This window comes from Streptomyces sp. NBC_01288 (assembly GCF_035982055.1).
Lineage (GTDB): Bacteria > Actinomycetota > Actinomycetes > Streptomycetales > Streptomycetaceae > Streptomyces.
In genome coordinates this window covers 5,977,794-6,003,298 of the sequence record NZ_CP108427.1, presented here as the reverse complement: position 1 = coordinate 6,003,298, position 25,505 = coordinate 5,977,794, and the positions used below count along the sequence as shown (strand labels likewise).

General features: G+C 70.0%; 21 protein-coding genes, 1 tRNA gene and 1 pseudogene. 6 read left to right on the top strand and 17 right to left on the bottom strand.

From position 1 onward, the window contains the following. Nucleotides 1-19: 19 nt before the first annotated feature. From OG194_RS27115 to OG194_RS27100, 4 genes are all read right to left on the bottom strand, one after another. Complete coding sequence (locus OG194_RS27115; protein ID WP_327403401.1) at nt 20-1,747, bottom strand: vWA domain-containing protein; 1,728 nt, start codon at nt 1,745-1,747, stop codon at nt 20-22. A 1-nt stretch (nt 1,748) separates the two neighbouring features. After that, entirely contained in the window at nt 1,749-4,019 is a 2,271-nt protein-coding gene (locus OG194_RS27110) for a hypothetical protein (protein ID WP_327403400.1), read from the bottom strand. Next, on the bottom strand, nt 4,016-4,771 hold the full coding sequence (locus tag OG194_RS27105) for a hypothetical protein (RefSeq protein WP_327403399.1): 756 nt from the start codon (nt 4,769-4,771) through the stop codon (nt 4,016-4,018). The genes OG194_RS27110 and OG194_RS27105 overlap by 4 nt, the downstream gene beginning before the upstream one ends. A 182-nt stretch (nt 4,772-4,953) precedes the next feature. Continuing rightward, nucleotides 4,954-5,757 (bottom strand): exodeoxyribonuclease III, encoded by an 804-nt coding sequence (locus OG194_RS27100; RefSeq protein ID WP_327403398.1) that lies wholly within the window; start codon nt 5,755-5,757, stop codon nt 4,954-4,956. Between the two features lie 92 nt (nt 5,758-5,849). On the opposite strand from OG194_RS27100, the gene OG194_RS27095 reads away from it, so the two are divergent. After that, nucleotides 5,850-6,326, top strand: coding sequence for a GNAT family N-acetyltransferase (locus OG194_RS27095; RefSeq protein WP_327403397.1), 477 nt, complete (start codon nt 5,850-5,852; stop codon nt 6,324-6,326). A gap of 51 nt (nt 6,327-6,377) precedes the next feature. Here OG194_RS27095 and OG194_RS27090 read toward each other — a convergent pair whose 3' ends face one another. From OG194_RS27090 to OG194_RS27075, 4 genes are read right to left on the bottom strand one after another with little or no spacing between them, the layout of a single operon-like run. Beyond that, complete coding sequence (locus tag OG194_RS27090) at nt 6,378-7,577, bottom strand: ABC transporter permease (RefSeq protein WP_327403396.1); 1,200 nt, start codon at nt 7,575-7,577, stop codon at nt 6,378-6,380. Then, nucleotides 7,574-8,251 (bottom strand): ABC transporter ATP-binding protein, encoded by a 678-nt coding sequence (locus tag OG194_RS27085; RefSeq protein ID WP_327403395.1) that lies wholly within the window; start codon nt 8,249-8,251, stop codon nt 7,574-7,576. The genes OG194_RS27090 and OG194_RS27085 overlap by 4 nt, the downstream gene beginning before the upstream one ends. Continuing rightward, nucleotides 8,248-9,411: a peptidoglycan-binding domain-containing protein gene (locus OG194_RS27080; protein ID WP_327403394.1), complete on the bottom strand. Its 1,164-nt coding sequence runs from the start codon at nt 9,409-9,411 to the stop codon at nt 8,248-8,250. Before OG194_RS27080 ends, OG194_RS27085 begins: the two co-directional genes overlap by 4 nt. Next, a complete protein-coding gene (locus tag OG194_RS27075; protein WP_327403393.1) occupies nt 9,408-9,929 on the bottom strand; it encodes a hypothetical protein in 522 nt (173 codons plus the stop codon). The genes OG194_RS27080 and OG194_RS27075 overlap by 4 nt, the downstream gene beginning before the upstream one ends. A 234-nt stretch (nt 9,930-10,163) precedes the next feature. Between OG194_RS27075 and OG194_RS27070 the strand changes: the two genes are divergently transcribed. Both OG194_RS27070 and OG194_RS27065 read left to right on the top strand, forming a co-directional pair. Then, a complete protein-coding gene (locus OG194_RS27070) occupies nt 10,164-10,823 on the top strand; it encodes a response regulator transcription factor (protein ID WP_327403392.1) in 660 nt (219 codons plus the stop codon). Continuing rightward, the gene (locus tag OG194_RS27065; protein WP_327403391.1) at nt 10,817-12,166 is read left to right on the top strand and encodes a sensor histidine kinase; all 1,350 of its coding nucleotides are present in this window, start codon (nt 10,817-10,819) and stop codon (nt 12,164-12,166) included. The genes OG194_RS27070 and OG194_RS27065 overlap by 7 nt, the downstream gene beginning before the upstream one ends. On the opposite strand, the gene OG194_RS27060 is transcribed toward OG194_RS27065, so the two are convergent. Further along, nucleotides 12,153-13,262 (bottom strand): serine hydrolase domain-containing protein, encoded by a 1,110-nt coding sequence (locus OG194_RS27060; RefSeq protein WP_327403390.1) that lies wholly within the window; start codon nt 13,260-13,262, stop codon nt 12,153-12,155. The two genes, OG194_RS27065 and OG194_RS27060, sit on opposite strands and share 14 nt — an antisense overlap. Nucleotides 13,263-13,297: 35 nt before the next feature. Here OG194_RS27060 and OG194_RS27055 point away from each other — a divergent pair. Continuing rightward, nucleotides 13,298-13,843: pseudogene (locus OG194_RS27055) on the top strand (GNAT family N-acetyltransferase). 492 nt (nt 13,844-14,335) lie between these two features. Here OG194_RS27055 and OG194_RS27050 read toward each other — a convergent pair. The 7 genes from OG194_RS27050 to galU form a co-directional block, all read right to left on the bottom strand. After that, nucleotides 14,336-14,409, bottom strand: a tRNA-Ala gene (locus OG194_RS27050). Nucleotides 14,410-14,470: 61 nt separating this feature from the next. Then, nucleotides 14,471-15,820 (bottom strand): gephyrin-like molybdotransferase receptor GlpR, encoded by a 1,350-nt coding sequence (locus OG194_RS27045; RefSeq protein ID WP_327403389.1) that lies wholly within the window; start codon nt 15,818-15,820, stop codon nt 14,471-14,473. Between the two features lie 207 nt (nt 15,821-16,027). Next, complete coding sequence (locus tag OG194_RS27040; RefSeq protein WP_327403388.1) at nt 16,028-16,642, bottom strand: GNAT family N-acetyltransferase; 615 nt, start codon at nt 16,640-16,642, stop codon at nt 16,028-16,030. A 20-nt stretch (nt 16,643-16,662) separates the two neighbouring features. Then, nucleotides 16,663-17,193, bottom strand: coding sequence for a MogA/MoaB family molybdenum cofactor biosynthesis protein (locus tag OG194_RS27035; protein ID WP_327403387.1), 531 nt, complete (start codon nt 17,191-17,193; stop codon nt 16,663-16,665). Beyond that, nucleotides 17,190-17,702: a cyclic pyranopterin monophosphate synthase MoaC gene (gene moaC / locus OG194_RS27030; RefSeq protein WP_327403386.1), complete on the bottom strand. Its 513-nt coding sequence runs from the start codon at nt 17,700-17,702 to the stop codon at nt 17,190-17,192. Before moaC ends, OG194_RS27035 begins: the two co-directional genes overlap by 4 nt. Before the next feature lie 62 nt (nt 17,703-17,764). Then, nucleotides 17,765-19,087 carry a molybdotransferase-like divisome protein Glp gene (gene glp / locus OG194_RS27025; RefSeq protein ID WP_327403385.1) on the bottom strand — a complete coding sequence of 441 codons (1,323 nt, stop codon included), beginning with the start codon at nt 19,085-19,087 and terminating at the stop codon, nt 17,765-17,767. Between the two features lie 5 nt (nt 19,088-19,092). Continuing rightward, entirely contained in the window at nt 19,093-19,995 is a 903-nt protein-coding gene (gene galU, locus OG194_RS27020) for a UTP--glucose-1-phosphate uridylyltransferase GalU (RefSeq protein WP_327403384.1), read from the bottom strand. 132 nt (nt 19,996-20,127) lie between these two features. On the opposite strand from galU, the gene OG194_RS27015 reads away from it, so the two are divergent. Then, the gene (locus tag OG194_RS27015; protein WP_327403383.1) at nt 20,128-20,709 is read left to right on the top strand and encodes a 5-formyltetrahydrofolate cyclo-ligase; all 582 of its coding nucleotides are present in this window, start codon (nt 20,128-20,130) and stop codon (nt 20,707-20,709) included. Nucleotides 20,710-20,766: 57 nt separating this feature from the next. Here the strand turns inward: OG194_RS27015 and OG194_RS27010 are convergent, their stop codons facing one another. Beyond that, the gene (locus OG194_RS27010; protein ID WP_327403382.1) at nt 20,767-23,517 is read right to left on the bottom strand and encodes a penicillin acylase family protein; all 2,751 of its coding nucleotides are present in this window, start codon (nt 23,515-23,517) and stop codon (nt 20,767-20,769) included. A gap of 194 nt (nt 23,518-23,711) precedes the next feature. Here OG194_RS27010 and OG194_RS27005 point away from each other — a divergent pair, with 194 nt between their 5' ends. Continuing rightward, on the top strand, nt 23,712-25,298 hold the full coding sequence (locus tag OG194_RS27005) for a potassium/proton antiporter (protein WP_327403381.1): 1,587 nt from the start codon (nt 23,712-23,714) through the stop codon (nt 25,296-25,298). Nucleotides 25,299-25,505: the final 207 nt, after the last annotated feature.

Here is a 25,505-nt window from a genome sequence, read left to right as displayed (position 1 = left end):
GCTCAACTGGTCTATTGCGCTATTGCTCTTCCGCGACGGGCCTGAGGCCCTGCGGGCACTGAAGTCGCAACTCCATCTGCCCGGCGATCGCACTCCGGCCGAGATGCAGCAGCGTCTGCTGCAGCAGGACGGAGAACTGCACCGCCGACTGGGCCGGGTCCGCGCCTTCCACCGCGACCACACCCAATTCCGGCCGGGACGCCATCCGCTGCACCACGCGGTCCTGGCCCGCGCCGATGCCGCACGCCACGATGTGCGGGAAGTACTTGTGCCCCATCAGCTCGGCGTGCGCCGCGGGCCATTCGCTGTCGTCCTCGGCCTGGCCCACGGCGAGGAAGAAGACGACGGGCCGCAACACACGCGGCACCTGTTCCTTCAGCCGCTCCGTCTCCAGCGGCACGAGGTCCAGCAGCCGCCGCAGCACGGGCCGGTAGCGGCAGCCGGGCGTGGTGCTCAATCCCGGAACGCCTGTGCGCCAGGAGACCTCGGTGAGCGGCAGCACCACATCGGCGCCGTCGGCATACGTGATCACCGAAAGCCGGATGGCCCCGGCCACGTCGGGGCTGTTCGCCAGGAGCGTCTGGACCGAACGCAGCGCGTTGCCCAAGTCGGTGACACAGGCGGTCGCGGCCGTCGAGGTGTCCAGGACGACGTACACCGGGACCAGTCCGCTCGGCGGCGCGGTACCGAAGGCCGCGGGGCTGCCGCCCCACTGCACGGACTCGGCGCCCTGCGCCGCTGCGGGCGCGGACCCCGAGAAGTCGGGACTGCGGGGTGCCACGCCGGACGCGAAGGACGCGGGCTGCCCGGCGTCGGGCCGCTCAAGCACACCGGCGACTCCGCTGCCCGGCGTGCTCTGGCCGAGCACGCCCTGCCGCAGCCCGGGCAGGTCCACCTCTCGTACGACACCCCGCTCGATGAGGTACTTGACCATCTCGGCGTGCCGCTGGTCCCGGACCTCGTGCTGAGTGGCCTCGGACTCCCGGACCCGCGCCAGCAGTTCGAGGGCGTGCACGGTCTCCTCAGGGTGCCGGACCAGGTGCTCACGGATGAGGTTGCCGAAGTCGAGCGGCGTGCGTTCCAGGACCGCGCGTTCGTCTGCCTGCCTGCGCCTGCGGGCGGCCGCCCTGATGTCCTCGAGGTCCTCGTCGGAGTAGGTCTCCGCTCGCTTCGCCTCGTGGACGTGCCCCCCGAGTTTGGCGCGCCGCCGTGCCTCCTCCAGTTCCTGGATGTAGCGGGCGGCGGCTTCGTCGGGCTCCATCTGAACCCTGCAGAGGTAGATGGTGATGCCTTCGGGGAGCCTGATCTCCCGGTCCAGCTCGTGGTTGACGGCCAGTTGGGCCGCCATGGCCTCGGTGATGGCGAACTGCGCGGCCTGCAGCCGGATCCGGTCCGTGAGGTATCCGTAGACGACCGTCAGCGCGTCCCGTACGTTCCTGGCCACCACCAGGGCCGGGTCATGTACTCGGAAGCCGATGTCGATCGTGGCCTGAAATCGATGCCCTCCGTCTTTGCAGGTCAGCGGAGTCTTCGTGACCGACGCCTGGCGTCGGTGGTCACCGAGGTCCACGACGTAGCAGGCCCGGTTCTTGCCGAACCAGCGTTGCCCGGCTGTGCGGACGGTCTCGACCTCGAAGGGCCCGCCCTCCACCGGGTAGACGATCGCCACCGCAGGCGGCAGGTTGGGCAGTTCGCCCACCCGGCTGCGGGCGATCGCACGGTCGTTGAGAATCAGCGAGACAGACATCTCACACTCCTTCCAGGTCCAACTGCGCGTGCACCATGGCGGCCGTCAGCGGCAGACCGACGATCCGCTCCGGATGGACCCAGTCATCGGCACAGCTGCGCAGGATCCGGCCCGAGCGCTGATCCCCGTGCGCGATGGCGCCGACCAGGAGCCGCAACATCTCGCGGAGTTCCGAATCCCGTTCGGCCAGCCTCGCCCAGCCTCCGATGACCTGTTCCGCTTCGTCGTGGAAGAACGACTCGTTCAGTGCTCCACGCCACAACCAGACGAAGGAGTCACGGAGTTCGGCCCGGCGGTGCGCGAGGTACAGCAGCGTGGGCCATTCCGGTACCGCGGCACCGGGCTCGATGTCCTTGGTCTCGACGACCACCTGTGCCGCAACGATCAGAAAGGCGAGTACCGCCGTCCGGCCGGAACGGTGATCGCCGATCCTGGCGCGCAGTGTGGACAGAACGGACCCGGCCATGTCGAGGTCGTCGGCGACCAGGTCGGCCAGCGCGCAGCCGACGGCCACGGCGACCATCACACTGTCGACCGTGAACAGCCGGGCGAGTTCGTCGACGGGGCGACCCGGCACCGCCGCCAGCCCGTGCACCCGGGCCGCGGCCGCCCTCACTTGGGGACGTTCGTCCGAGTACCAGCCGTTCACGAGGGCGCTCGCCTGCTCCTGCACCCAGGGACTCTGGCAGGCCACGGAGAGCGCGTAGGCGACAGCGGTGCGGCGCAGCGCGCTGTCGCTGCGCGCCCACGGACCCAGGACGCGCTGTTCGACGTGCCGGTAGGACTCGGCGGCCAGGACTCCGAGCCCGGAGGCCGCTGCGTAGACGCGCACCTGTTCCGCCGGGTGAACCACCAACTCTCCGAGCCAGTCGAGGAGTTCGCCCTGTATCTCGTACTGGGTCCAGGCGTGCAGGATGACCCGGCGCGCATACCCGGGGTCCTTGTACTCAAGGACCTTTCCCGGCTCGCCTCCCGGCTTGTCCCGCTCCTGGGCGCGCAGCCGCAGGAGTTGCCTCCGACGGGGCGTCTCGAACAGGTCCTTGGCCTGGAAGACCCGTCCGTCGGCTCCGGGTGCTCGGAGGTAGGGGCTGTCGTCGTCCAAGCGGTCGCGGAGTGACCGGGCGGCCTGGGCAACGTCCTCTTGTGGCAACCCGTTGAGTACGGCCAGGGCGAGCGCGAAGCTCCGTGAGCCGACATCCGGCAGGCCCTCGGCCCAGATCTCGAAATCCTCCGCCTCCAGCCGAGCCCGGTGTTCGCGCAGCCGGTCCAGGTCGACGCTGCCCTGCAGGTCATACTGTTCGCTGAACGCGGCGGCCAGGTCCCCGGCCTGCCTGCAGGCGGGGACACCGCCCACCAGATCGGCGATCACCTCGCGCACGTCGTCACGCGCCAGGAGCCGGTCGGCATCGCGCTCCCCCAGCCGCCACCGCAGGTGCGCGCGCACGACCTCGAGAGGTTGCGGGGCGTCCGTCAGGTCTCTTACGCCGGCGAGCAGTTCTCCGTCGGCCAGCTCGCCGGCAGCGACGGTGACGACCATCCATGCGTCTGCCTGGGACAGCGCGCCCTGCACCTTCTCGTAGGTCTCGCGGCCGAGATTGCCAATGTCGTCGGGCCGCTCCAGCAGGAATCCGGCGCCGCGCTCGATGACCCCGCCGTCGTTCTCCAACTGCTCGGCCAGCGAGGCGAAGTCGACTCCGCTGTCCAGATGGTAAAGCGTGCCCCTGCACGCTCCGAGCAACAGCCGAACCGCCATGGCGGACTTGCCGTAACCGGCCGCCGAGCGCAGGATCAGCAGCCGCTGCCGCTTGAGCGCTTCACGGGCATCGGGCAGATCGGCGGGAGGGCAGTACGCGAACCGGACCCGTTCGGCGATGAGCGGGGACAGCGCACGCAACTTGCGTTTACGGCCGCCCAACAACACCACGTACTTGTCGCCGCCGACCATGTCGCCCTCGACGTTGGCGACGGCGTTCTGCAGCAGCCCTCGGCGCTGCGATCCCTGCCCGAGTTGGCCGGTCGCCTCGTACGACTCCGCGCCCGGCCCGGACTGCGGAGGCTGCTGCCGGTCCGCCCCGTCCTCGGGTCCCGACGCCGACTGTCCTTGGGGCGTACCGTCCGGATTGTCCTTGGCCGACTCCTGTCCCGGACCCGGGGCGGACGGTTTCGGCGCGCCACCGCCTCCGCCCGCCGCGGATCCCCCCGCCCCGGCCGCCGGTTGGCTCCCCCCTGGATCACCGGCGGCCGGGGGGCCGCCGGCCGCGACTGCCGTCACAGCCGGACGCTCCCGGTGTTATGGACCGTCACATGCTTGTCCCCTGCCACCTGGTCGCCCTGCACGGTCTGGGCGTGCTGCGTGACGGAGGGCTGCCCCGGGGCAGCAGGCGACTGCTCGTCATAGGGAGCATCGGCGACGGTAGGCGGGGTCGCGGGCAGTCCCGGAGGGGCCGCGTAGCCGGGGACAGTGATCCAGGTGCCGATCTTCTCGCCATGCTTGGTCGTGAAGTCGCAGGGCAGATAGGCCGCGGGATCGATGCCGCGATGGCTGTGTCTGATCACACTGTGGTGGATCTCGTCCGACACGGCGAAGACCATCCGCGCCGACGGCGCAGCCGCAAGCACATCTCTCAACGGCTGCGCGTCGACGATACGGCTGGCAGTGTTGACCGCGTCTCCCGACCAGCCTTTCTCGTCGCGTGCGGCCAGGCCCTGGTGCAGCGCCATACGCAACCGCACAGCGTGATCCTCGTTCGCCTCTTGGGCGTACTCACGGAGTTCCTCGTCGAGTTCGCGCACGAAGGGCCCAGCGATCAGCACCGGCGACACGGACGAGCTGACCAGCATGAGTACGCCGTCCCCGCGGTCCTCGGCCACGGTGTCCGCCGCTGCGAGCTCGGCGCGCTCCATCGCGCCACCGAGAACGCGGTACATCGCGGCCCGAACACGCCGTTGCACGGGATCCCTGCGTGAACTGAAGTTCTCAATGTCCAACACCACGATCCAGTGGTGCGTGGCGTCTCCCGCCATGTCCGGACCTCCCCCGTGCTCCCCGCGTACGTGCTGCCGACCAATGGCGCTACCTAGTACACGGCATTCGGAGACAGCGGGTCCACGCCATTTGACACACTCGCGGGATTGACCGGAAACGATCTGCGACAAGAGTTCGGGAACCCGGGGGACTGGACTCGCAGCAGGTATGACCGCCGAAGCTACGAGCCGTACACGACAGTCACCGGCGCGTGGTCCGACCACCGCTCGTCATGCGTGGCCGCGCGCTCGACGTACCCCTTGACCGCCTTGGCGGCGAGGCCGGCCGTCGAGACGTGGTAGTCGATCCGCCATCCGCTGTCGTTGTCGAACGCCCGCCCCCGGTAGGACCACCAGGAGTACGGCCCCTCCACGTCCGGGTGCAGGGCGCGTACGACGTCGACATACGCACCGTCCTCCGCGTCGAAGACGCTGCTCAGCCACTCCCGCTCCTCGGGCAGGAAACCGGAGTTCTTCTGGTTGGCGCGCCAGTTCTTGAGGTCGGCGGGGTGGTGGGCGATGTTCCAGTCGCCGCAGACGACGACCTCGCGCCCGTCGGCGGCGGCCCGTGCGCGCAGCCCCTTCAGATGGACGAGGAACTCGCCCATGAAGCGGACCTTCTCGTCCTGCCGCTCGGTGCCGACCTCGCCGGAGGGCAGGTAGAGGCTGGCGACCGTGACGCCGGGGAGGTCGGCCTCGACGTAGCGGCCGCTGCCGTCGAACTCGGCCGACCCGAAGCCGACTTGGACGCGGTCCGGCTCGCGGCGGGTGTAGAGGGAGACGCCCGCGCGGCCCTTGGCGGCGGCCGGGGCGTGCACGACGTGCCAGCCCTCGGGGGCGCGGACGTGCTCCGGCAGCTGCTCCGGCTCGGCTCGCACCTCCTGGAGGCAGAGCACATCGGCGGAGGTCTCCGCGAGCCATTCCACGAAGCCCTTCTTCGCGGCAGCCCGCAGTCCGTTGACATTGACAGAGGTCACAGTGAGCACTCGGGCACAATACCGGCACACTGGACGGAGTCCAGATTCCCCTGCGCAGACCTTCGCAGACCCTCCCTACGCATAGAAGTACGATACTCGGCATGAATATACGCACCGTCCCGTTCGACCACCCCGACGCCGTCAAACTGAACGACCAGGTCCAGGCGGAGTACCACGACCGCTACGGCGACGGCGGCGACGCCACGGTCCTGGACCCGTCGGACTTCACCCCGCCGAACGGCGTCTACCTGATCGCGTACGACGAGCACGACGACCCCGTGGCCACCGGCGGCTGGCGCTCCCAGGACGCCAACGGCGAGGGCAACGAGGACGGCGACGCCGAACTCAAGCGCATGTACGTGATCGAGCAGGCCCGCGGCCTGGGCCTCGCCCGCCGCATGCTGGCCGCCCTGGAGGACGACGCCCGTACGGCCGGCCGCACCCGCATGGTCCTGGAAACCGGCACCAAGCAGCCGGAGGCCATCGCCCTCTACACGTCCAGCGGCTACGAGCCCTGCGTGAAGTTCGGGTACTACCGCTTCCATGACGACAGCCGGTGCTTCGCGAAGACGCTGTGACCGGTGACTGGTCACCGGTGACCGTGGGGCAGCCATCCTGCCGGGATCCCGTCACGGGCTGGAGAGTGCTTCCCGGGGAGCGAGGCGGGCGGCGCGGACCGCGGGCCAGAGGCCGGCGAGGGCGCCGATGGCGATCGTGGCACCGACCCCGACGACCAGCGCCCACGGGGGTATGACGACCTGCCAGCCCTGGTAGGCGGCGTAGCCCGCCGAGGCCGCGGCGCCCAGTGCGGCGCCGCTCGCTCCGCCGAGGGTGGACAGCAGTACGGACTCGGTCAGGAACTGGGTGCGGATCTGGGCGCGGGTGGCGCCCAGGGAACGGCGCAGGCCGATCTCGCCGCGTCGTTCCAGGACGGCGATGACCATGGTGTTGGCCACGCCGACGCCGCCCACCAGCAGGGCGATGCCGCCGATGCCGACCAGCAGGCCGGTGAAGGCGTTGTTGGCGGCCTGTTTGGCGGTGAGTGCGTCGGAGGGGCGGGAGACGGTGACCTCGCTGGGGTTCTCGGGGTTGACGGTGGCCGCGAGGACGTCGCGGACCTGGCCGACCTCGCTGTCCGCGCTGCGGAGGTAGATCTGGGTGGGCCTGCCGTCGAAGCCGAGCAGGCGCTTCGCGGCGTCCCAGCCGACCAGGGCCGAGGTGTCCAGCTCCGGGGCGAGCGGCGCCTTGTGCAGGATGCCGGTGACGGTGAACCACTGGCCGCCGAGCCAGATCCGGTTGCCGGGGTGGGTGATGCCGAGAAGCTCGGCCGTGGTGGCGCCCAGCACGACGGTCGGGTAGCGGGCCTGCGCGGCGTTGAGCCAGGTGCCGGCCGCGAGATGCAGGCCGACGGTCGTGGGGAGGTCGAGTCCGGTGGCGAGGACGCCGATGCCGCCGCTGGCCTCCTGGGGGATGTGGTCGGTGCGGTAGACATGCGCGTCGTCGACGCTGCCGGTGGCCGACGCGGAGTCGACGGGAGCGATGCGCCTGACCATGCCGACGGAGCTCTCGGGCAGCGGAGCCGGTTTCCCGACGAAGTCCTTTCCGGGGGTCACCGTGAGCAGATTGGTGCCCACGGAGGCGAGCCGGGCGTTGAAGGCGGCCTGGCTGGAGGAGGAGATGGCGATCACCGCGACCATCGCGGCGATCCCGATCGCGATGCCGAGGGCGGAGAGCACCACCCGGGCCGGACGGACCCGCAGGCCCGCGCTGCCGACGCGCACGGTGTCGGCGGGACCGAGGCGGCGCGGGACGAGCTGCCCGGAGTTCATGCCCTCACCTCGTCGTCGACCCGGCCGTCCAGGACGCGGACCCGGCGCGGGAGCGAGGCGGCCAACTCCTGGTCGTGGGTGATCAGGACGACGGTGGTGCCGAACGTGTTGAGCTCCCGCAGCAGTTCCAGCACCGATGCCCCGGAGGTGGTGTCCAGGGCGCCGGTCGGCTCGTCGGCGAGCAGCAGCGAAGGGTCGCCGACGACCGCGCGGGCGATGGCGACACGCTGCTTCTCACCCCCGGACAGTTCGTGCGGGCGGTGGTCCAGGCGGTGGCCGAGGCCAACCCTGCGCAGGGTCCGCTCGGCGCGTGCGCGGCGCTGCCCGCGGGGCACGCCCGCGTACAGGAGGCCGTCGGCGACGTTGTCCAGGGCGCTGACCGAGGGAGCGAGGAAGAACTGCTGGAAGACGAAACCGATGGCGCGGGCCCGCAGCGCGGAGACCTGGCGCTCCTTGAGGGTGGCGATGTCGTGGCCGTCGATGGTCACGGTGCCCGAGGTGGCCGTGTCCAGGGTGCCGATGAGGTTGAGCAGGGTGGACTTCCCGGAACCGGACGGGCCGACGATCGCGAGGAGTTCCCCGTGCCGGACACGCAGGGACACCTCGTGCAGCACTCTGGTTCCGCCGGGGTAGACGTGGGAGACCTCGCGAAGTTCCACCAGGGGGCCGGTCATTGGGCGACCCCGATCTCGGTGCCGGCCGCCAGGCCCCGCCCGCTGACCTCCACCCGGCCGTCGGCGAACATGCCGAGGGTGACGGGGATGATCGTGGACCGTCCACCGGAGCCGGAACCAGAACCAGAACCAGTTCCGGTGCCGGTGCCGGTGCCGACGACCTCGACGCCGTAGCCGCCCTCGCTCAGTGCCAGCAGTGCGGTGACCGGCACCGTGAGCACGTTCTTCTTCTCGGCGGTCCGCAGTCCGACGGTGACCGGCGCCTGGGTGTAGGCCCCGGCGTCACGGCTGTTGACCGCGATGTCGACACCGATGGTGGACTTGTCCGAGCCGCCGTCGGTGCCCGGGGTCACCGTGACGACCGTACCGACCGAGGTGATCGTGCCCTGGACGGTCCTGCCGCCCGGGAGGGAGACGGTCACCTTCTCGTTCTTCCGCGCGAGCGACTGGTTCGCGACGTCGAGGTCGACGTGCACCTGTCTCTTGTCCGAGGTGGCGGCCAGTACCGGCGTTCCGGGTGCGGCATCGGAGCCGGCCTGGGTCCTGTGGGCGCTGATCCGCAGTGCTCCGGACGCGAAGACGATCCGGCCCAGTGGGACTTTCCCGGTCCGCTCGCCCGTCGGCAGCCCGAGGTCCTTCTGCCAGCGTTCTACGGCACTCGCGGTGGCGGCGGTATAGGTGTCGTCGGCGGTGAAGCCGTCGTAGCCCAGCGCTCGGAGGTTGGTCTCCAACTGCCGTACGTCCTGGCCCTCTTCGCCGGGTTTCAGCTCGCGGTAGGCGGGGGCGGAGCCGTACATCAGGACGACCGGGGTTTCGTCGACGCTGTACAGCGGGTGGCCTCGGGTGATGGTGCGGCCGAGGCCCGGCAGGCCGGTGACGATGCCCGGCAACTGGGCGTTGACGGTGGTGGAACCGGCGTAGCCGAGGGTCCCGTCGACCTGTTGGGAGTTGACCAGGGTCTGCCGGGTCACTGTGGCGGTGTCCTCCTTCGGCCCGTCGGTGGTGGCGGGGGTGGTCCGGCCGGGGGCGACCAACGCGTAGAGCGCTCCGCCGCCGATCACCGCGACCGCCAGCGCTGCTACGGCCCAGCCGGTGCGGCGTCTTGGGCGCCGGGTAGCCTCGTCCTGCGGCGGCGCCGCGGTCCTGTCGAGGGCGGTCACTGGCCGGCCTTCCCGGAAACCCCGCCCCCGCACGCCTTCATGGCGTCCTGAGTCTTCTGCGACTCGGCGTCGGGGATGTTCAACGGCTTGTCGGCGGAGGGGTCCGGCACATCAACTCCCTTGCCGCGCAGGCACCGTGCCAGCTTCAGCGCCTGGGCGTTCGCCGAAGCGCTGTCGACGGAACCCGTCCCATCGGCGCTGGGCATGTACTGCTTGCACTTCGCGACGGCGCTGCTGAACTTCGCGGGATCGCTGGGCATGGTCAGCTTCGTCCCGTCGGCGCCGGGGTCCGGCATGTCGACGCCGTTGTGGCGCATGCAGGCCGCGAACTGCAACCGGGCCTTCTGCACGTCCTTGCTCTTCGCGGAGGCGCTGGACGTGGGCGTCCTGCTGCCCTTGGCACTGGCGACATCGTCGCCGGAGTCGTGCGCGCCGCACGCCGACAGGACCAGGACCAGCGACGCGGCGCCGGCCGCGAGGACAGCGCGGGCCCACGGAACAGTGGCCAGGGTGGACATCGGGAACCTCACAGGGATCAGGGGAAGGGATGCCTCCGTAGGACAACAGGGCGGTGTTCGCAGGGAGATAAGGACCACGCGGAGCGGGACCGGCTTCGAACGGACCCTTATCCCGCTGCAATCAGGCTCCTGGTTGGATGGCCCGGCACCTGACTGACCTGCCTGACCTGCCTGCTTTCTTCTACGTCGGTCATCGTCGCGCGCGCCCGCGAGAGAGCAAGGAACCCACGTGCCATGAGAGTTCTGATCGCCGAGGACCACCAGGTCCTGGCCCGTACGATCGCCACCGGCCTGCGCCGTGAGGCCATGGCCGTCGACATCGCCTCGTCGGGGGACATGGCCGAGCGGCAGTGCCTGCTCAACGACTACGACGTGGTCGTCCTCGACCGCGATCTGCCGGTACTGACCGGCGACGAGGTCTGCCGCCGGCTGGGCGAGCTCCGGGATCCACCGCGCATCCTGATGCTGACGGCGGCCGGCTCACCGGAGGACAAGGTCTACGGCCTTGATCACCTCGGTGCCGACGACTACCTCGCGAAGCCCTTCGCCTTCTCCGAACTCGTGGCCCGGGTAAGGGCGTTGAGCCGGCGGGTGACCTCGATCCCGGTGGCGCCGCTGCGGCACAGGGGGATCGAGATGGACCGGAGCTGCCACTCGGTGCACGTCGACGGCCGCGCTGTAGAACTGACCGCCAAGGAGTTCGCGGTGCTGGAGTTCCTGCTGGAGACCCGGGGCGATCCGGTCACCCACCGCGAGCTCCTGGACCGGGTCTGGGACGAGAACCTGGACCCGCGCACCAGGGCGGTGCGCGCCACCGTCAGCCGGCTGCGCACCAAACTCGGCGGGCGTGACGTGATCTCCCTCGACGAGGGAACGGGTTACCGCCTGTGCTGACCCGCCCGCGGTCGCCCGCCGTCCGGCGCGGCCGGCTGACCTTCCGCGCCAAGCTGGCCGCCGCCTTCGCCTCGGTCTGCTTCCTGGTGGGCGCCGCCGTGCTGGTCCTTGTCGCACTGCTCGCCCGGCACGGAACCATGGCGGAGGCGTCGGTGCTCAAGGTGCGGCTGGTCGGTCCGACGGCGACTGCCTCGCAGCCAGCGGAAACCGCCTCACCACCGGCGGACAGCACCTCGCAGTCGACGGAAACCGCCCCACCACCGATGGACGACACCTCGCGGTCGGCGACGGGCCGCACCTCATCGTCCGGAGCGGGCGCCGGAGCGGACCCGGCGATGGACCGCATGACCGTGGAGGTCACCAAGAAACTCCAGGACGCGGCGCTGCGGCAGATGGTCCTGTGGCCCGCCGTCGGGCTGGTCCTCATGGCGGTGCTGTCCGGGACCACGGCCTGGTGGCTGGCGGGCCGTGCCCTGCGTCCCGTGCGCGAGGTGACCGGGGCCGCCCGCAGGATGAGCGGGGAGAACCTCCACGAGCGGCTGCGGCTCTCGGGACCCGCCGACGAGTTGCGGGAACTCGCCGACACCTACGACGCCATGCTCGACCGGCTGGAGAAGTCCTTCACCGGCCAGCGCCGTTTCGTCGCGAACGCCTCCCACGAACTGCTCACCCCGCTGACCGTCCAGCGCACCAGCATCGAGGTGGGCCTCGCGGATCCGCTTCCGTACGGCCTCGCCGAGGTCCGCGAGGAACTCCTCACCGCCAACCGCTCAGCGGAGCAACTCGTCGCCGCGCTACTGGTTCTCGCGCGCAGCGACCGCGGCCTCGACCAGGTCCAGGACACCGACGTCTCCGTACTGCTCACCCAGACCGTGGCCGAACTGCGCTCACTCGCCGACGACAACGCCGTCGACGTCTCCACCCACATCGAGCCGCTGACCGTCAGCGGTGACCCGGCGCTGCTCAGACAACTGGTCTCCAACCTGCTGCGCAACGCCATCCAGTACAACCACCCCCAGGGCTACGTCGCTCTCCACGCCGGGGCGGACCGGCTGACCGTGACCAACACCGGCCCACTCGTCGATCCCGACCGCGTCGACGCCCTCTTCGAGCCGTTCCGCAGGCTCGCCCCGGACCGCACCGGCACGGACGGGCACGGCCTCGGCCTGTCCATCGTCCGGTCGATCGCCGACGCCCACGCGGCCACGGTCACGGCGGAGCCCCGAGCGGAAGGCGGGCTCACGATCGAAGTCCGCTTCGCCCGTGAACCTGCCCGTCCGAAACCGGGACCGACCCCGGCGACGTTCGGCCGCCCCGTCGTCGGCAGGGCTACTGACCGGTGATGAGGGCGCGGGCGGTGGCCGCGAGGCCAGGGGCCGCACCGGGGGCGGGCGGGTCGTAGTTGGAGAGGGTGACCGCCGTCCAGTCCAGGTCCGGGAACCAGTCGATGCCGGTGTCGACGCCGGGCGCCGCGCCACTGTGGCCGACGGCCCAATTGCCGTTGATGAGCGCGGTGGTGGTTGCGTACGAGTCGAAGGGGAACTGCGCGGGCACGCCAAGCCCGGCAGGCAGCGGCGCCCTGGGCACCTTGGGACTGAGGGTGAGTTCGGTGTGGACGGGGTCGAGCAGCTCGTGGCCCAACAGGGCCCGCTTGAAGCGGACCAGGTCCGGTGCGCTGGAGAAGGCGTTCCCCGCGGGCGAGCCGACGTAGAAGAAAGAGCCGTCGATGGCGTCGACGCGCTGCCCGGCGGGCTGGTTCTGCGCGGTGTACGGGTGCGCGATGCGTGGGTCGTCCCGCCACTGCGGCTTGGTGTAGAAGTCGGAGGCGGTCATGCCGGCCGGGCGGAAGACGTGGTCGCGGACGTAGTCGTAGTAGGACCGGCCGGAAACCTTCGCGACGATGGCGCCCAGGACGTGGTAACCCGAGTTGCTGTACTGCCCCTTGGTGCCCGGGACGAAGTCCAGCGGGGCTCTCCGGATGAACTCCATTGTCCCGTCCATGACTTGCTCGGAGCTGGTCCAGGTGAACGCCTCGCCGAAGAACCCCGGGCGCTGCATGTAGTCGCCCATGCCGGAGGTGTGGGTGAGCAGGTGGTGGACCGTCACGCTGCCCGCGATGTCCGCCGGGAAGCCGTCGAGGTACGTGCCGAGCGTCGCGGTGTACGCGATCCCGCCCCGCTGGACGAGTTGGGCAACGGCGACAGCGGTGAAGACCTTGGTGATCGAACCGAGGCAGGAGACGGTGTCGGCCCGGTTGGGGACCGCCCCTTGCCTGTCGGCCATTCCGTACGACCGCGCCAGCACCGGTCGATCGCGGTACAGCAGGAGCACGGTGCCGGAGAAGGACTTGTTCGGCGAGAACACCAGCTCCGCGATCGACTCGATCCTCCGGCGGGCGTAGGGCGCGGCGGCACAAGGACCGTTGCATAGGCTGGCCACCGCCTCATCTGACATACCGCGACGAGGACCAGCACATGCACAGCAGCACCAGGATCCGTCTGATCGAGCCCACCGACGCCTCCCCGATCGCCGCGCATCGGGTGCGGGACGTCGAGGCTTTTCGGCGGTGGGAACCGACTCCACCGGCCGAGTTCTTCACGCCGGAGGGCCAGGCGGAACGGATCGGCAAGCTGCTGGCCGGATACCGAGCGGGCACGGTTTGACCGGGCGTGGTGCTCGCCGACGACCAGGTGATCGGGCAGGTCACCGTCGGAGGCATCCTGCCCCAGGTCCACCTACGCCGTGCCTCCGTCGGATACTGGATCGGCAGTGTCGCACAGAACCAGGGGCACGCGGGGCGCGCCGTCGAGCTCGCACTCCGGGTGATGACGGACGAACTCGGGCTGCACCGCGCCGAGGCGTCCACCAATCTGGAGAATCTGCCGTCGCAGCGGGTACTTCGCCGCAACGGGTTCAGCCCGTACGGCGTCGCGCACTCCTCGATCTTCCTCGACGGACACTGGCGGGACGGGCTGCTGTGGGAGCGCATCCTCGGCAACCAGCTCGACTCTGACATGTAAATAGCTGCAGGTGGGTGCTCTTACAGGCATGGGTACCGGCCCGGTCGGAGTCATCCCTTCGGGCTTCGGCCGCACTCGTTCAGGTGGTGTCCCCGTCGTGGTGTGACCGATCATGGTCTGTCGCCCCCGCTCCGGAGTCGCCCTGCCCACTGCGCGCCGCTTCACGATCACCGCTAGTCCCGACTCGGTGAGCCCCGACAAGGTATCCGGCGAGGGCCCGCACGAGCCTTTCGGCCTGGCGTTTGCCAACCGGCGGTTCACCGATCGCTCGTCCAGGGCGGGTATCCGCCGTATCCGGCTGCACGACACCCGGCACACGTGCGGCTCGCTCCTGGCCGCGCTCGCACGTGCCCTCGGAGTCGACACGGCGGGCGCTTCGCAAGCCGGGCAGGCACCTTGGGAAGCAAGATCCAGAGTAGTTACTGTACTTCGCTGCTGTACGACGCCAAAGAGCCCCAGCCGGATCACTCCGGCTGAGGCTCTGAGCTGCGGTGGACCTGTGGGGATTTGAACCCCAGACCCCCTCGATGCGAACGAGGTGCGCTACCAGACTGCGCCACAGGCCCTTGCAACGAGTGAAACTCTAGCATCCCCGTCAGGGTGCTTGGAAATCCGTTCCTTGCCTGGTCACTCGTTGGCCGCGCGGGGTCGTTCGCCGTCCTCGTACTGGTCGAACAGGGGGGTACGGCCCCGCTCTCGGGCCCGGCGGGCGGACGCTGCGCGGCGGGCGTCGGTGCGGCCGTCCGGCGTCCCTTTGTCCTCCGACAGGTCCTCCGCGTCCTCGTCCAGAGCATCCCCGGTGTCGCGGGCATCGCGATCGTCCCGCGCGGCGGACTGCGCCTCCTGCTCCGGCGCTACGGAGCTGGAGCGGGCCGAACTCCACGCGTCCGGCGCCCCGAGGTCCACGTCGGACGTGGCGCGCGGCGCGACCGGCGCGGTGACGTACGTCGGCAGCGGTACCGGTACCGGGTCCCAGCTGTCGCCCTGGCCGGGCCGGCGCTGCCGCTCGCGCTGCTGGTCGACCCACTCGGCGTGGTCGGTCTGCTCGACGAGGGCGCGACGGTCGGCGGCGAGCGCGGACAGCCCGGGGTCCGTCGCCGGTTCCGGGCCCTCCTCGGCGTCGTCGATCCCGGCGTCCACGGACGCGCGCCTGCGCGACTGACGTTCCCTCAGTCGCTGCGCGGCGACCTCGGCCCGGCGCCGGTCCATCTGGTAGGCGAAGCGACGGCGTTCCCGGGTGCGCAAGTAGGCGATGTACCCGCTGAGCAGGATCGCCGGTACGCCGGGCGCCCAGAGCAGGGCGAGCCCGCCGACCGCCGCGACGATCGCGCCGAGCGTGAAGGCGAGGAAGAGCATCACGGTGGTACGCCTGCGGCGCGCGAGCACCTTCACACGCCGGGCGCGCGCTGCCGCGGCCTCCCCGGCGGGGCTGCGCCGCGCGACCGGGACACGCTTGCGCTCAGGCGCGGAGGCAGGTGCGGGTGCGGACTTGGGCGCCTGGGCCGGCACGGAGGCTTGGCGGGGTGCCGACTTGGACGCCTGCTCACGCGCCGGTTCGCGGACCGGCTCACGCTCGGGTTCGCGCGCTGCCTCCCGTGCCGCCGCGCGCTCCGATTCACGGACCGCCCCGCGCTCCGGTCCTCGCGCCGCTTCCGGCCGCTCCTGGCTCTGCTGCCGGACGGGCGCGTGCACCTGGGGACGGGCCGGGGGCATGGCGAAGGCCCGGACGTCCACCGAGTCGGTGACGGCGTCCGGCGCGACGGCGCTGGGCTCCTCCTCGTCGGTGGAGCGCGCCCGCAGGTCCTTGGCGTACCGGCGCTCCATCCCCGCCCGTCCGGACAGCAGCCGGATGGCGGTGCTGAAGCGTTCCGTCGGACGGGCCTCGTTCAGCTCGTCCTGCCTACGGAGCCACATCGGCACCAAGTAGGCGGCCCAGGCCCCGACAATGACTGCGTAGATGAGGCCGCTGCTGCTCACGCCTCACACGGTAGAGGGGTTTGCGTGAGGCCATCTGCCAATTGAGCCGGTGTGTCGCACGATCTGGCTGATATTTCGAGCTTTTTTTGTGACCGATGCGATCAACAGGCCGCGGAGTTGGCGAATTCATTGCCTCAAGACGGTCATCCGCCGATCACTTTCGAACACTTATTCCATTTCTGGGCTTCGAGTCCAACGGGCTTGCCGCTATGCGGGATTGTCGTGCGGGGTGCTCCGGGAGCGTGCCCGCTGCCAGCGGGCCAGCAACCCCTCGGGCACCTCTTCCGCGGTGAGCGCGAAGACGAGGTGGTCGCGCCAGGCACCGTCGATGTGGAGATAACGGGGCCTGAGCCCCTCCTCACGGAATCCGAGTTTCTCGACGACCCGGCGGCTGGGGCCGTTCTCCGGGCGAATGCAGACCTCGATGCGGTGCAGTCCCACGGCACGGAAACAGTGGTCCACGACGAGTGCCACGGATGTCGGCATCACTCCGCGCCCGGCCACCGATTCGTCCACCCAGTAGCCGATGTGACCCGAGCACATCGAACCCCAGGTGATCCCGGCGACCGTCAACTGACCGACCAGGCGCCCCTGGTACTCGATGACGAACGGCAGCATCCGGCCCGAGTTCGCCTCGGAGCGGAGATGCCGGACCATCTGCCGGTACGTCGGCCGGTGCGCGATCGGCCCGCTGGGGGTGGGCGGCGGAATCGTCGCCTCCCAGGGGCGCAGCCAGTCCCGGTTGCGCCGGTTGACATCGCGCCAGACGCGCTGGTCACGCAGTTTTATCGGCCTCAGGACGATGTCGCCGTCCACCAGCACGGCGGGCCAGGATGGGCTGTTCAGCTCGCACCCCCACTGGTGTCGGCGGGTCTGGTGTGATCGCCGCCTCGGATCTGGTCGACGGCGTGCGCCAGCAGGGGCTCCAGGACGGCGAGGCCGTCCCTCACCCCGCCGGTGGACCCCGGCAGGTTGACGATCAGTGTGCCCCGGGCGACTCCGGCCAGGCCCCGGGAGAGCGCCGAAGTCGGCACCTTCTCCCGTCCGTACGCCCGGATGGCCTCGGCGATGCCCGGCACCTCGTAGTCGATGACCGCGCGGGTCGCCTCGGGGGTGCGGTCGGTGGGCGAGACGCCGGTGCCGCCGGTGGTGACGACGGCGTCGTAACCGGCCTCTACGGCGGCCCGCAGCGCGGCCTCTACCGGGTCGCCGTCGGGGACCACCTGCGGGCCCTCGACCGCGAAGCCGAAGTCCTTGAGGCCGTCGGCGATCAAGGGGCCGCCCTTGTCCTCGTAGACCCCGGAGGCAGCCCTGTTGGAGGCGGTGACCACCAGGGCGCGGTACTGCGCGGGCAGGGTGCTGTCGGGTGTCATGTCCGGCTCCAGTCGCCCGACTTGCCGCCCGTCTTCTCCTCCACGCGTACGTCCGTGATGACCGCTCCCTTGTCGACCGCCTTGACCATGTCGATCACGGTGAGTGCGGCGACGGCGACCGCGGTGAGGGCCTCCATCTCGACGCCCGTGCGGTCCGTCGTCCTCACGGTGGCCCGGATCCGTACGGCGTCGTCCGCGACCGACAGATCCAGTTTCACACCCGACACCGACAACGGGTGGCAGAGCGGGATGAGGTCCGGGGTGCGTTTGGCGCCCATGATCCCGGCGATGCGCGCGGTGGCCAGGGCGTCGCCCTTGGGGACGCCCTCGCCGCGGAGCAGTTCGACCACGCGGGGCGAGACGAGGACGCGTCCGCTGGCGGTGGCGGTGCGCGCGGTCACGTCCTTCCCGGACACGTCGACCATCCGGGCGGCGCCCGCGTCGTCGATGTGCGTCAGTCGGTCGTGCGCAGGGGGTCCAGGGGTTTCCCCCCGGAATGGCTCAGTCATGCTGTGTGGCGCTCCCGGTCCGGGCGTGTTGTGCGCGACACGGTACCGCCAACCAGGAGTACTCAGCCGAGCAGGACCACTTCGACCTCGGTGCCGGGTTCCACGGACTCGACGTCCTCGGGGACGACGATCAGCGCGTCGGCGAGCGCGAGGGCCGCGACCAGGTGCGATCCGGCGCCCCCTACGGGGGTGACCGCGCCGTCGGCGTACGTCCCGCGCAGGAACTGTCTGCGGCCCTTCGGGGAGGTCAGCGCCTTGTCCGTGGTGAGGGTGGCCCGGGTCCTGGGACGGTGGACGTCGTCCAGGCCCATCAGGGCGCGGATCGCGGGCCGGACGAACAGCTCGAAGGAGACGTACGACGACACCGGGTTGCCGGGGAGGGCCAGCAGCGGGATGTGGTCGGGGCCGATGGAGCCGAAGCCCTGGGGTTTGCCGGGCTGCATGGCGAGCTTGCGGAAGTCGATCCCGGCGCCCTCCTCGTCCTCGTCGCCTACGGAGGACAGGGCTTCCTTGACGACGTCGTACGCCCCGACGCTCACGCCGCCGGTGGTGACCAGGAGGTCGGCGCGGACGAGCTGGTCCTCGATGGTGTCGCGGAGGGTCTCGGCGTCGTCGGCGACGGCACCGACCCGGTAGGCGATGGCTCCGGCGTCGCGGGCTGCGGCGGTGAGGGCGAAGCTGTTCGAGTCGTAGATCTGGCCGTCGCCCAACTGCTCGTCGGGCTGGACGAGTTCGCTGCCGGTGGACATGACGACCACGCGCGGGCGGGGGCGTACGCGGACCGTGCCGCGGCCGATCGCGGCGAGCAGGGCGATCTGCGGCGGGCCGAGGACGGTGCCGGCGTCCAGGGCGCGGTCGCCCACCTTCACGTCGCTGCCCTTCGCGCGTACGTGCGCGCGTGCCTCCGCCGAGCGGTACACGTGCACGTGCCCGGTGGCCGCCTCGGGGGCCTGGCTGCGGGCCCGCATGCCGGTGACCGGGCCACCGCCGAGGCCTCCGTCGGTCCACTCCACGGGGACGACGGCCTCGGCACCGGGCGGGAGCGGGGCGCCGGTCATGATGCGGGCGGTCTCCCCCGGGCCCACGTGGAGCGGCTCGCCCTGGCCCGCCGCGACGTCGCCGATCACCGTCAGAACGGCCGGGAACTCCTCGCTGGCGCCCGCGACGTCCGTGACCCGCACCGCGTATCCGTCCATCGAGCTGTTGTCGAAGGGCGGGAGCGAGACCGGCACCGTGATGTCCTCGACCAGGACGCAGCCCTGGGCGTCGAGCAGTTGCAGCTCGATAGGTTCCAGGGGGCGGACGGTCGCGAGGATGTCCTCCAGGTGCTCGTCCACCGTCCAGAGGTGGTCGGGCCCTGTGGTGCGGGTCGCGGCGGTGCTCAACGTTGCTACATCTCCTCGGCTACGTAACTGCGAAGCCAGGCCCGGAAGTCCGGTCCCAGGTCTTCACGTTCGCACGCGAGTCTGACAATGGCACGCAGATAGTCGCCCCGGTCGCCGGTGTCATAGCGGCGGCCCTTGAAGACGACGCCGTGCACGGGGCCGCCGATCTTTTCGTCCGTTGCCAACTGCTGGAGGGCGTCGGTGAGTTGGATCTCGCCGCCGCGGCCCGGCTCGGTCTTGCGCAGTATGTCGAAGATGTGGGGGTCGAGGACGTAGCGGCCGATGATCGCGTAGTTCGACGGGGCGTCGGCCGCGTCCGGCTTCTCGACCAGGCCGGTCACCTTGACGACGTCGTCGTCCGCGGTGGCCTCGACGGCCGCGCATCCGTAGAGGTGGATCTGCTCGGGTGCGACCTCCATGAGGGCGACGACGCTGCCGCCGTGCTGCTCCTGGACCTCGACCATGCGCGCGAGGAGGGGGTCGCGGGGGTCGATGAGGTCATCCCCGAGGAGGACGGCGAAGGGCTCGTGGCCGACGTGCGGGGCTGCGCACAGGACGGCGTGGCCGAGGCCCTTGGGGTCGCCCTGGCGGACGTAGTGCATGGTCGCGAGGTCGCTGGACTCCTGGACCTTGGCCAGCCGGCTCGCGTCGCCCTTCTTCTGGAGGGCGGATTCGAGCTCGTAGTTGCGGTCGAAGTGGTCCTCAAGGGGTCGCTTGTTGCGTCCGGTGATCATGAGGACGTCGTCGAGCCCAGCCGACGCGGCCTCTTCGACCACGTACTGGATCGCGGGCTTGTCCACGACCGGCAGCATCTCCTTGGGAGTTGCCTTCGTGGCCGGCAGGAACCTGGTGCCGAGACCGGCTGCGGGGATGACAGCCTTGCTGATCCTGGGGTGCGACTGAGTCATGCCCGAACCTTATCCGGTGCCTTTGTGCAGAATCTGTGGCTCCGGTTAAAACGCTCTCATATGAGCACATTAGGAAGGGTACGGGTGAGACCTGTGCGGGACCTAGGACATGAACCTGAGCCTGACAAGCGAATGTTGCGACGAGAGTTCCTCACGGTGAGGAACAGGTTGACGGCCGATGACGTACGGGAGGCCGCCGCCGCGCTCGCCGATCGCGCCCTGGAACTACCCGAGTTGGCGCACGCGCACACAGTGGCGGCGTACGTCTCCGTAGGGAGCGAACCCGGAACGCTCGCGCTCCTGGACGCACTCCGCGCGCGGGACGTCGAGGTCCTGCTCCCGGTGCTCCTCCCGGACAACGACCTGGACTGGGGCGCCTACGACGGCGAGGGCTCGCTCGCACGGGTCCGACACGGCGGAAAGATGGCCCTGTTGGAGCCGTCCGGCGAGCGGCTCGGCCCGGAGGCCGTGACCGGCGCCGACGTCGTCCTGCTGCCCGGTCTGGCGGTCGACGGGCGCGGGATGCGCCTGGGGCGCGGCGGGGGGTCGTACGACCGCGTGCTGGCGCGGCTGGAGCGGGCGGGTGTCCGTCCCGCGCTGGTGGTGCTGCTGTACGACTCCGAGGTCGTCGAGCACGTGCCTGCGGAGGCGCACGACCGGCCGGTGCGGGCGGTGGTGACGCCCTCGGGTGTGCGGCGGTTCGCGGGGAACTGAAATGGCCCTCCACGCGTGCGTGGAGGGCCATTTCGGGTTGTCCGGATGTTCAATGGTTCACGGTTTCAGCACCAGGGTGTCGCTCGTGCTGCCGTCGACCGCCTTGGACGAGAACGACCAGGGCAGCAGCTCGCCGTTGACCCACTTGCCGGTCTGGTCGGTGTAGTGCGCGCTGTAGGCGTGCCCGGAGGCTCCGGTGAGGTTGATCCACTTGGACTTGTCGAAGTCGTCGAGGTTGACCACCATGCGCATCGACGGCACCCAGACGACTCCGTAGCCGCCTGCCGCGTTCCAGCCAGTGGCGTTGACCGTGGCCTCGCCGCCGCTGAGCTTCCAGGGGCCGCGGTTGAGGACGTACTGGACGATGCCGGGGCCGTCGGTGCCCAGGGTCTGGTTCTTCAGGAACAGGCGGTGCAGCCGGCCCCAGCTCCAGGTGTCGATGTCCTTGCCGAGCTTGGCGGTCAGCTCCCAGCGGGCGTCGATCATGGCGCGCTTGAACAGCTGGTCCATGGTGCTCGCCGACGGGCGGTTGCCCGACGCGGGGGTCTTCCACCAGTCGCTGTTCGGGTCGTCCATGAGCTTGCGGACGACCTCGAACCAGCGGTCGCCGCCGTCCGGTTGGGCCTGGTCGGCGTCACGCTCGCCGCACTCGCGCACCTTCTGGTTGTCCTCGTCGGCGGGACCGGTGGTGTCGACCGGGGCGACGTACAGGCACTGGCCCTTGACCCGCAGCTCCTTGGGCAGCTTGTTGCCGAAGGCGAGCTTGAGGATGTTGCGCCAGACCGAGTTGAAGTAGGCGGCCGCCGCCGAGTCGGCGTCCTGGGTGTAGTCCCAGCCTTCCAGGAGCTTCTGCGCCTCGCGCACGTCCGGGTCGGGCTCGTCGATCTTCAGCAGCTTGGGCACGAGCAGCTTGGCGATCTCGCTGCTGTCGTCGAGCTGCATCTGCCGCATGTCGTCGGTGGAGATCTTGCCGCCGCCGTCGATCTTCGACTGGATCAGATCGGTGATGCGCTGACTACGGGTGCCGTAGCCCCAGTCCGTGGTGAGCGTGTACGGGTACTTGTCCTTGTCGATCACGGCCTGGTTGGCGGTGACGATGTAGCCGCGCTTCGGGTTGTACTCGTACGGCAGGGCGGCCTGCGGGATGTAGCCGGTCCAGTCGTACTTGGAGTCCCAGCCGGGCACGGGCAGCGAGCCGTCGCCCTTGCCGCGGATCGGGATGCGGCCGGGCAGCGTGTAGCCGATGTTGTTCTTGGTGTCGGCGTAGACGAGGTTCTGCGAGGGCACGTCGAACTTCGCGGACGCGGAGCGGAACTCGCTCCAGTCGGACGCCTTGTCGATGGCGAAGACGGCGTCCATGGTGGTGCCCGGGTCCTCGGCGGTCCAGCGCAGGGAGATGCCGTAGCCGTCGCCTCTGTCGGGGGCCGCGGTGTCGACGGCGGCCTTCTTGCCGACCTTCACCAGCTCGTCGTTGCGGTCCGAGAGCAGCGGTCCGTTGTTGGTCTCCCGGACGACGATCTTCTTGGACGCGCCGCCGGCGACCTTGATGGTCTCCGTGCGGGTCGTGAAGGGCTTCGTGGTGCCGTCGGACAGATAGCCGTCGCCGGAGAGCTTCTCCAGGTAGAGGTCGGTGACGTCGACCCCGGAGTTGGTCATGCCCCAGGCGATGTCCTGGTTGTGGCCGATGACGACGCCGGGCATGCCCGCGAAGGTGTAGCCGCTGACGTCGTACTGGCACTTGCTGGAGATCGCGCGGCAGTGCAGGCCCATCTGGTACCAGACGGACGGCAGCGAGGCTTCCAGGTGCGGATCGTTGGCCAGGAGGGGCTTGCCGGTGATGGTGTTCTTCCCGGCGACGACCCACGAGTTGGAGCCGATGCCCTGGCCGTTCACGCCGACGGCCGTCGGGAGGTCGTCCAGGACGTTCGAGAGGCCCGCCAGCTGGCTCGTGAGGGCCGAACCGGACGAGGACGACGTCGAGCCCGTCGTGCCGCTCGTGGACGTGCTGGAGGAGCTGTCACCGCCGTCGAAGGTCTTGGTGTACTCGTCGTACTCGCCCTCGGTGACGATCGGCTGGTTGCGGCTGTACGGGTAGTCCGGGTACAGGTCCGCGATCTGCTGGGGGCCGAGGCGGCTGGTCATCAGGGCGCGGTCGATCTCGTCCTTCATGTTGCCGCGCAGGTCCCAGGCCATCGCCTTGAGCCACGCGACCGAGTCGACCGGGGTCCACTTCTCGGGCGTGTAGTCGTACTTGAAGCCGAGGGCGGCGTACTCCAGGGAGATGTCCTTGCCGTCCTTGCCCTTGAGGTAGGCATTGACTCCCTTGGCGTACGCCTGGAGGTACTTCTTCGTAGAGGCCGACAGCTTGGTGTCGTACTCCTTCTGAGCTACCCGGTCCCAGCCCAGGGTGCGCAGGAACTCGTCGTCCTTGACCTGGCTCTTGCCGAACATCTCGGACAGCCGCCCGGCGGTCATGTGCCGGCGCACGTCCATCTCGTAGAACCGGTCCTGCGCCTGGACGTAGCCCTGCGCCATGAACAGGTCCGCGTCGGAGGACGCGTAGATCTGCGGGATGCCGTAGCTGTCGCGCTTGACGTCGACGGGCCCCGACAGGCCGTCGAGCGTGATCGAGCCCGTGGTCTGCGGAAGGGAGGCACGGACCGTGCTGACGGACCAGTACGCGCCGTAGACGATGCCCCCGATGATGGCCATTACCAGAACAAGCACCAGTAGACGGGCTTTGCGCCCCTTTTTCCTGCCGGACTTGCCGGGCTTATGACCCGATGAGGCGGTGGTGTTGGGGGGCATCGCTGTCCTTGCTGTCCTAACGCGAGCGGCAGGGCGGGCTGTGCTTTTGACTGAACGCTGGAGCAACCATAGGCGCAGGGTCCCGAGCGACTTGACGCGGAGTCGGGTACCGACGCGGACGGGCGTTCGATCTTGCCTCGCGAAGTGTCAAGAAAGCGTCAAGAGTTAGGTAAGGTAACGAAGTACTTGGACGCATGGCGCCGCAGCCTCGTGTCCCCTGTACATGTGCTGCCGCCCTGTACGCGCGTCAGCCGAGGAAGGGAAGGCCACTGACTGTCCACCACCTCGACCAGCTGCTGCTCGTCTGCTCGCTCGTCCTGCTCGTCGCCGTCGCGGCGGTCCGGATCTCCTCGCGCAGCGGGCTCCCCAGCCTGCTCGTGTACCTGGGGATCGGCGTCGCCATGGGCCAGGACGGCGTCGGCGACATCCACTTCGACAACACCGAGCTGACCCAGGTCATCGGGTACGCGGCCCTGGTCGTGATCCTGGCCGAGGGCGGCCTCGGCACGAAGTGGAAAGAGGTCAGGCCGGTCCTGTCGTCGGCCGCCACCCTGGCACTGGCGGGGGTGGCGGTGAGCGTCGGCGTCACGGCGGCGGGCGCGCACTACCTGGTCGGACTGGACTGGCGGCAGGCGTTCATCATCGGGGCGGTGGTGTCCTCGACGGACGCGGCGGCGGTCTTCTCCGTGCTGCGGAGAATCCCCCTCCCCGCGCGCGTGACGGGCACGTTGGAGGCCGAGTCCGGCTTCAACGACGCCCCGGTGGTCATCCTGGTCGTCGCCTTCTCCACGGCCGGCCCGGTCGAGCACTGGTACATGCTGGTGGCCGAGATAGCCCTGGAGCTGGCCATCGGCGCGGCCATGGGCATCGCGGTGGGGTGGCTCGGCTCCTGGGGGATGCGGCACGTGGCGCTGCCCGCCTCCGGCCTCTACCCGATCGCCGTCATGGCGATCGCGGTCACCGCGTACGCGGCGGGCGCCCTGGCGCACGGCAGCGGCTTCCTGGCGGTCTATCTCGCCTCGATGGTGCTCGGCAACGCCAAGCTGCCCCACTGGCCCGCCACGCGCGGTTTCGCCGAGGGGCTCGGCTGGATCGCCCAGATCGGCATGTTCGTCCTGCTCGGCCTGCTGGTCACCCCGCACGAGCTGGGGGACGACGTCTGGCCCGCGCTCCTCATCGGCCTGGTGCTGACGATGGTGGCCCGGCCGCTCAGCGTGGTGGTGAGCCTCACGCCGTTCCGGGTGCCCTGGCAGGAGCAGACCCTCATGTCCTGGGCCGGGCTGCGCGGCGCCGTGCCCATCATCCTGGCGACGATCCCCATGGTGAACGGCGTCGAGGGCAGCCGCCGCATCTTCAACATCGTCTTCGTCCTGGTCGTCGTCTACACCCTCGTCCAGGGGCCGACGCTGCCCTGGCTGGCCCGCAAGCTGAAGCTGGGCGAGGGGGCGGAGGCCGCCGACCTCGGCATCGAATCGGCGCCCCTGGAGCGGCTGCGCGGGCATCTGCTGTCCGTCGCGATCCCCGGGGAGTCGAAGATGCACGGCGTCGAGGTCAACGAGCTGAGGCTGCCGGCCGGGGCCGCGGTCACCCTCGTCGTACGCGACGGAAAATCGTTTGTCCCGCTGCCCTCGACGGTCCTGCGGCGCGGGGACGAACTCCTCGTGGTCGCCACGGACCCCGTCCGGGACGCGGCGGAACGGCGGCTGCGCGCGGTGGGCCACGGCGGCAAGCTGGCGGGGTGGCTGGGCACGGACGGCGCCGGCGCGGGCGCCGGTCGTTAAGGGCATGTTTCGTACGGTTCACATGTTCTCCAATCGCAGGTGAACGCGCGCGTGGTGCCCGTTTTCACAGGCTCACCGGCCCTGATCACCTGTACGATGAAGGCACATTCTGATCGAACCAACTCTGCCTGACGCAGTGCTGGCGCGACCGTATGGCGGCCGAATCCCTCTCCGCGTGGGCACCGGTATCTACCGCAGTTCCGCGCA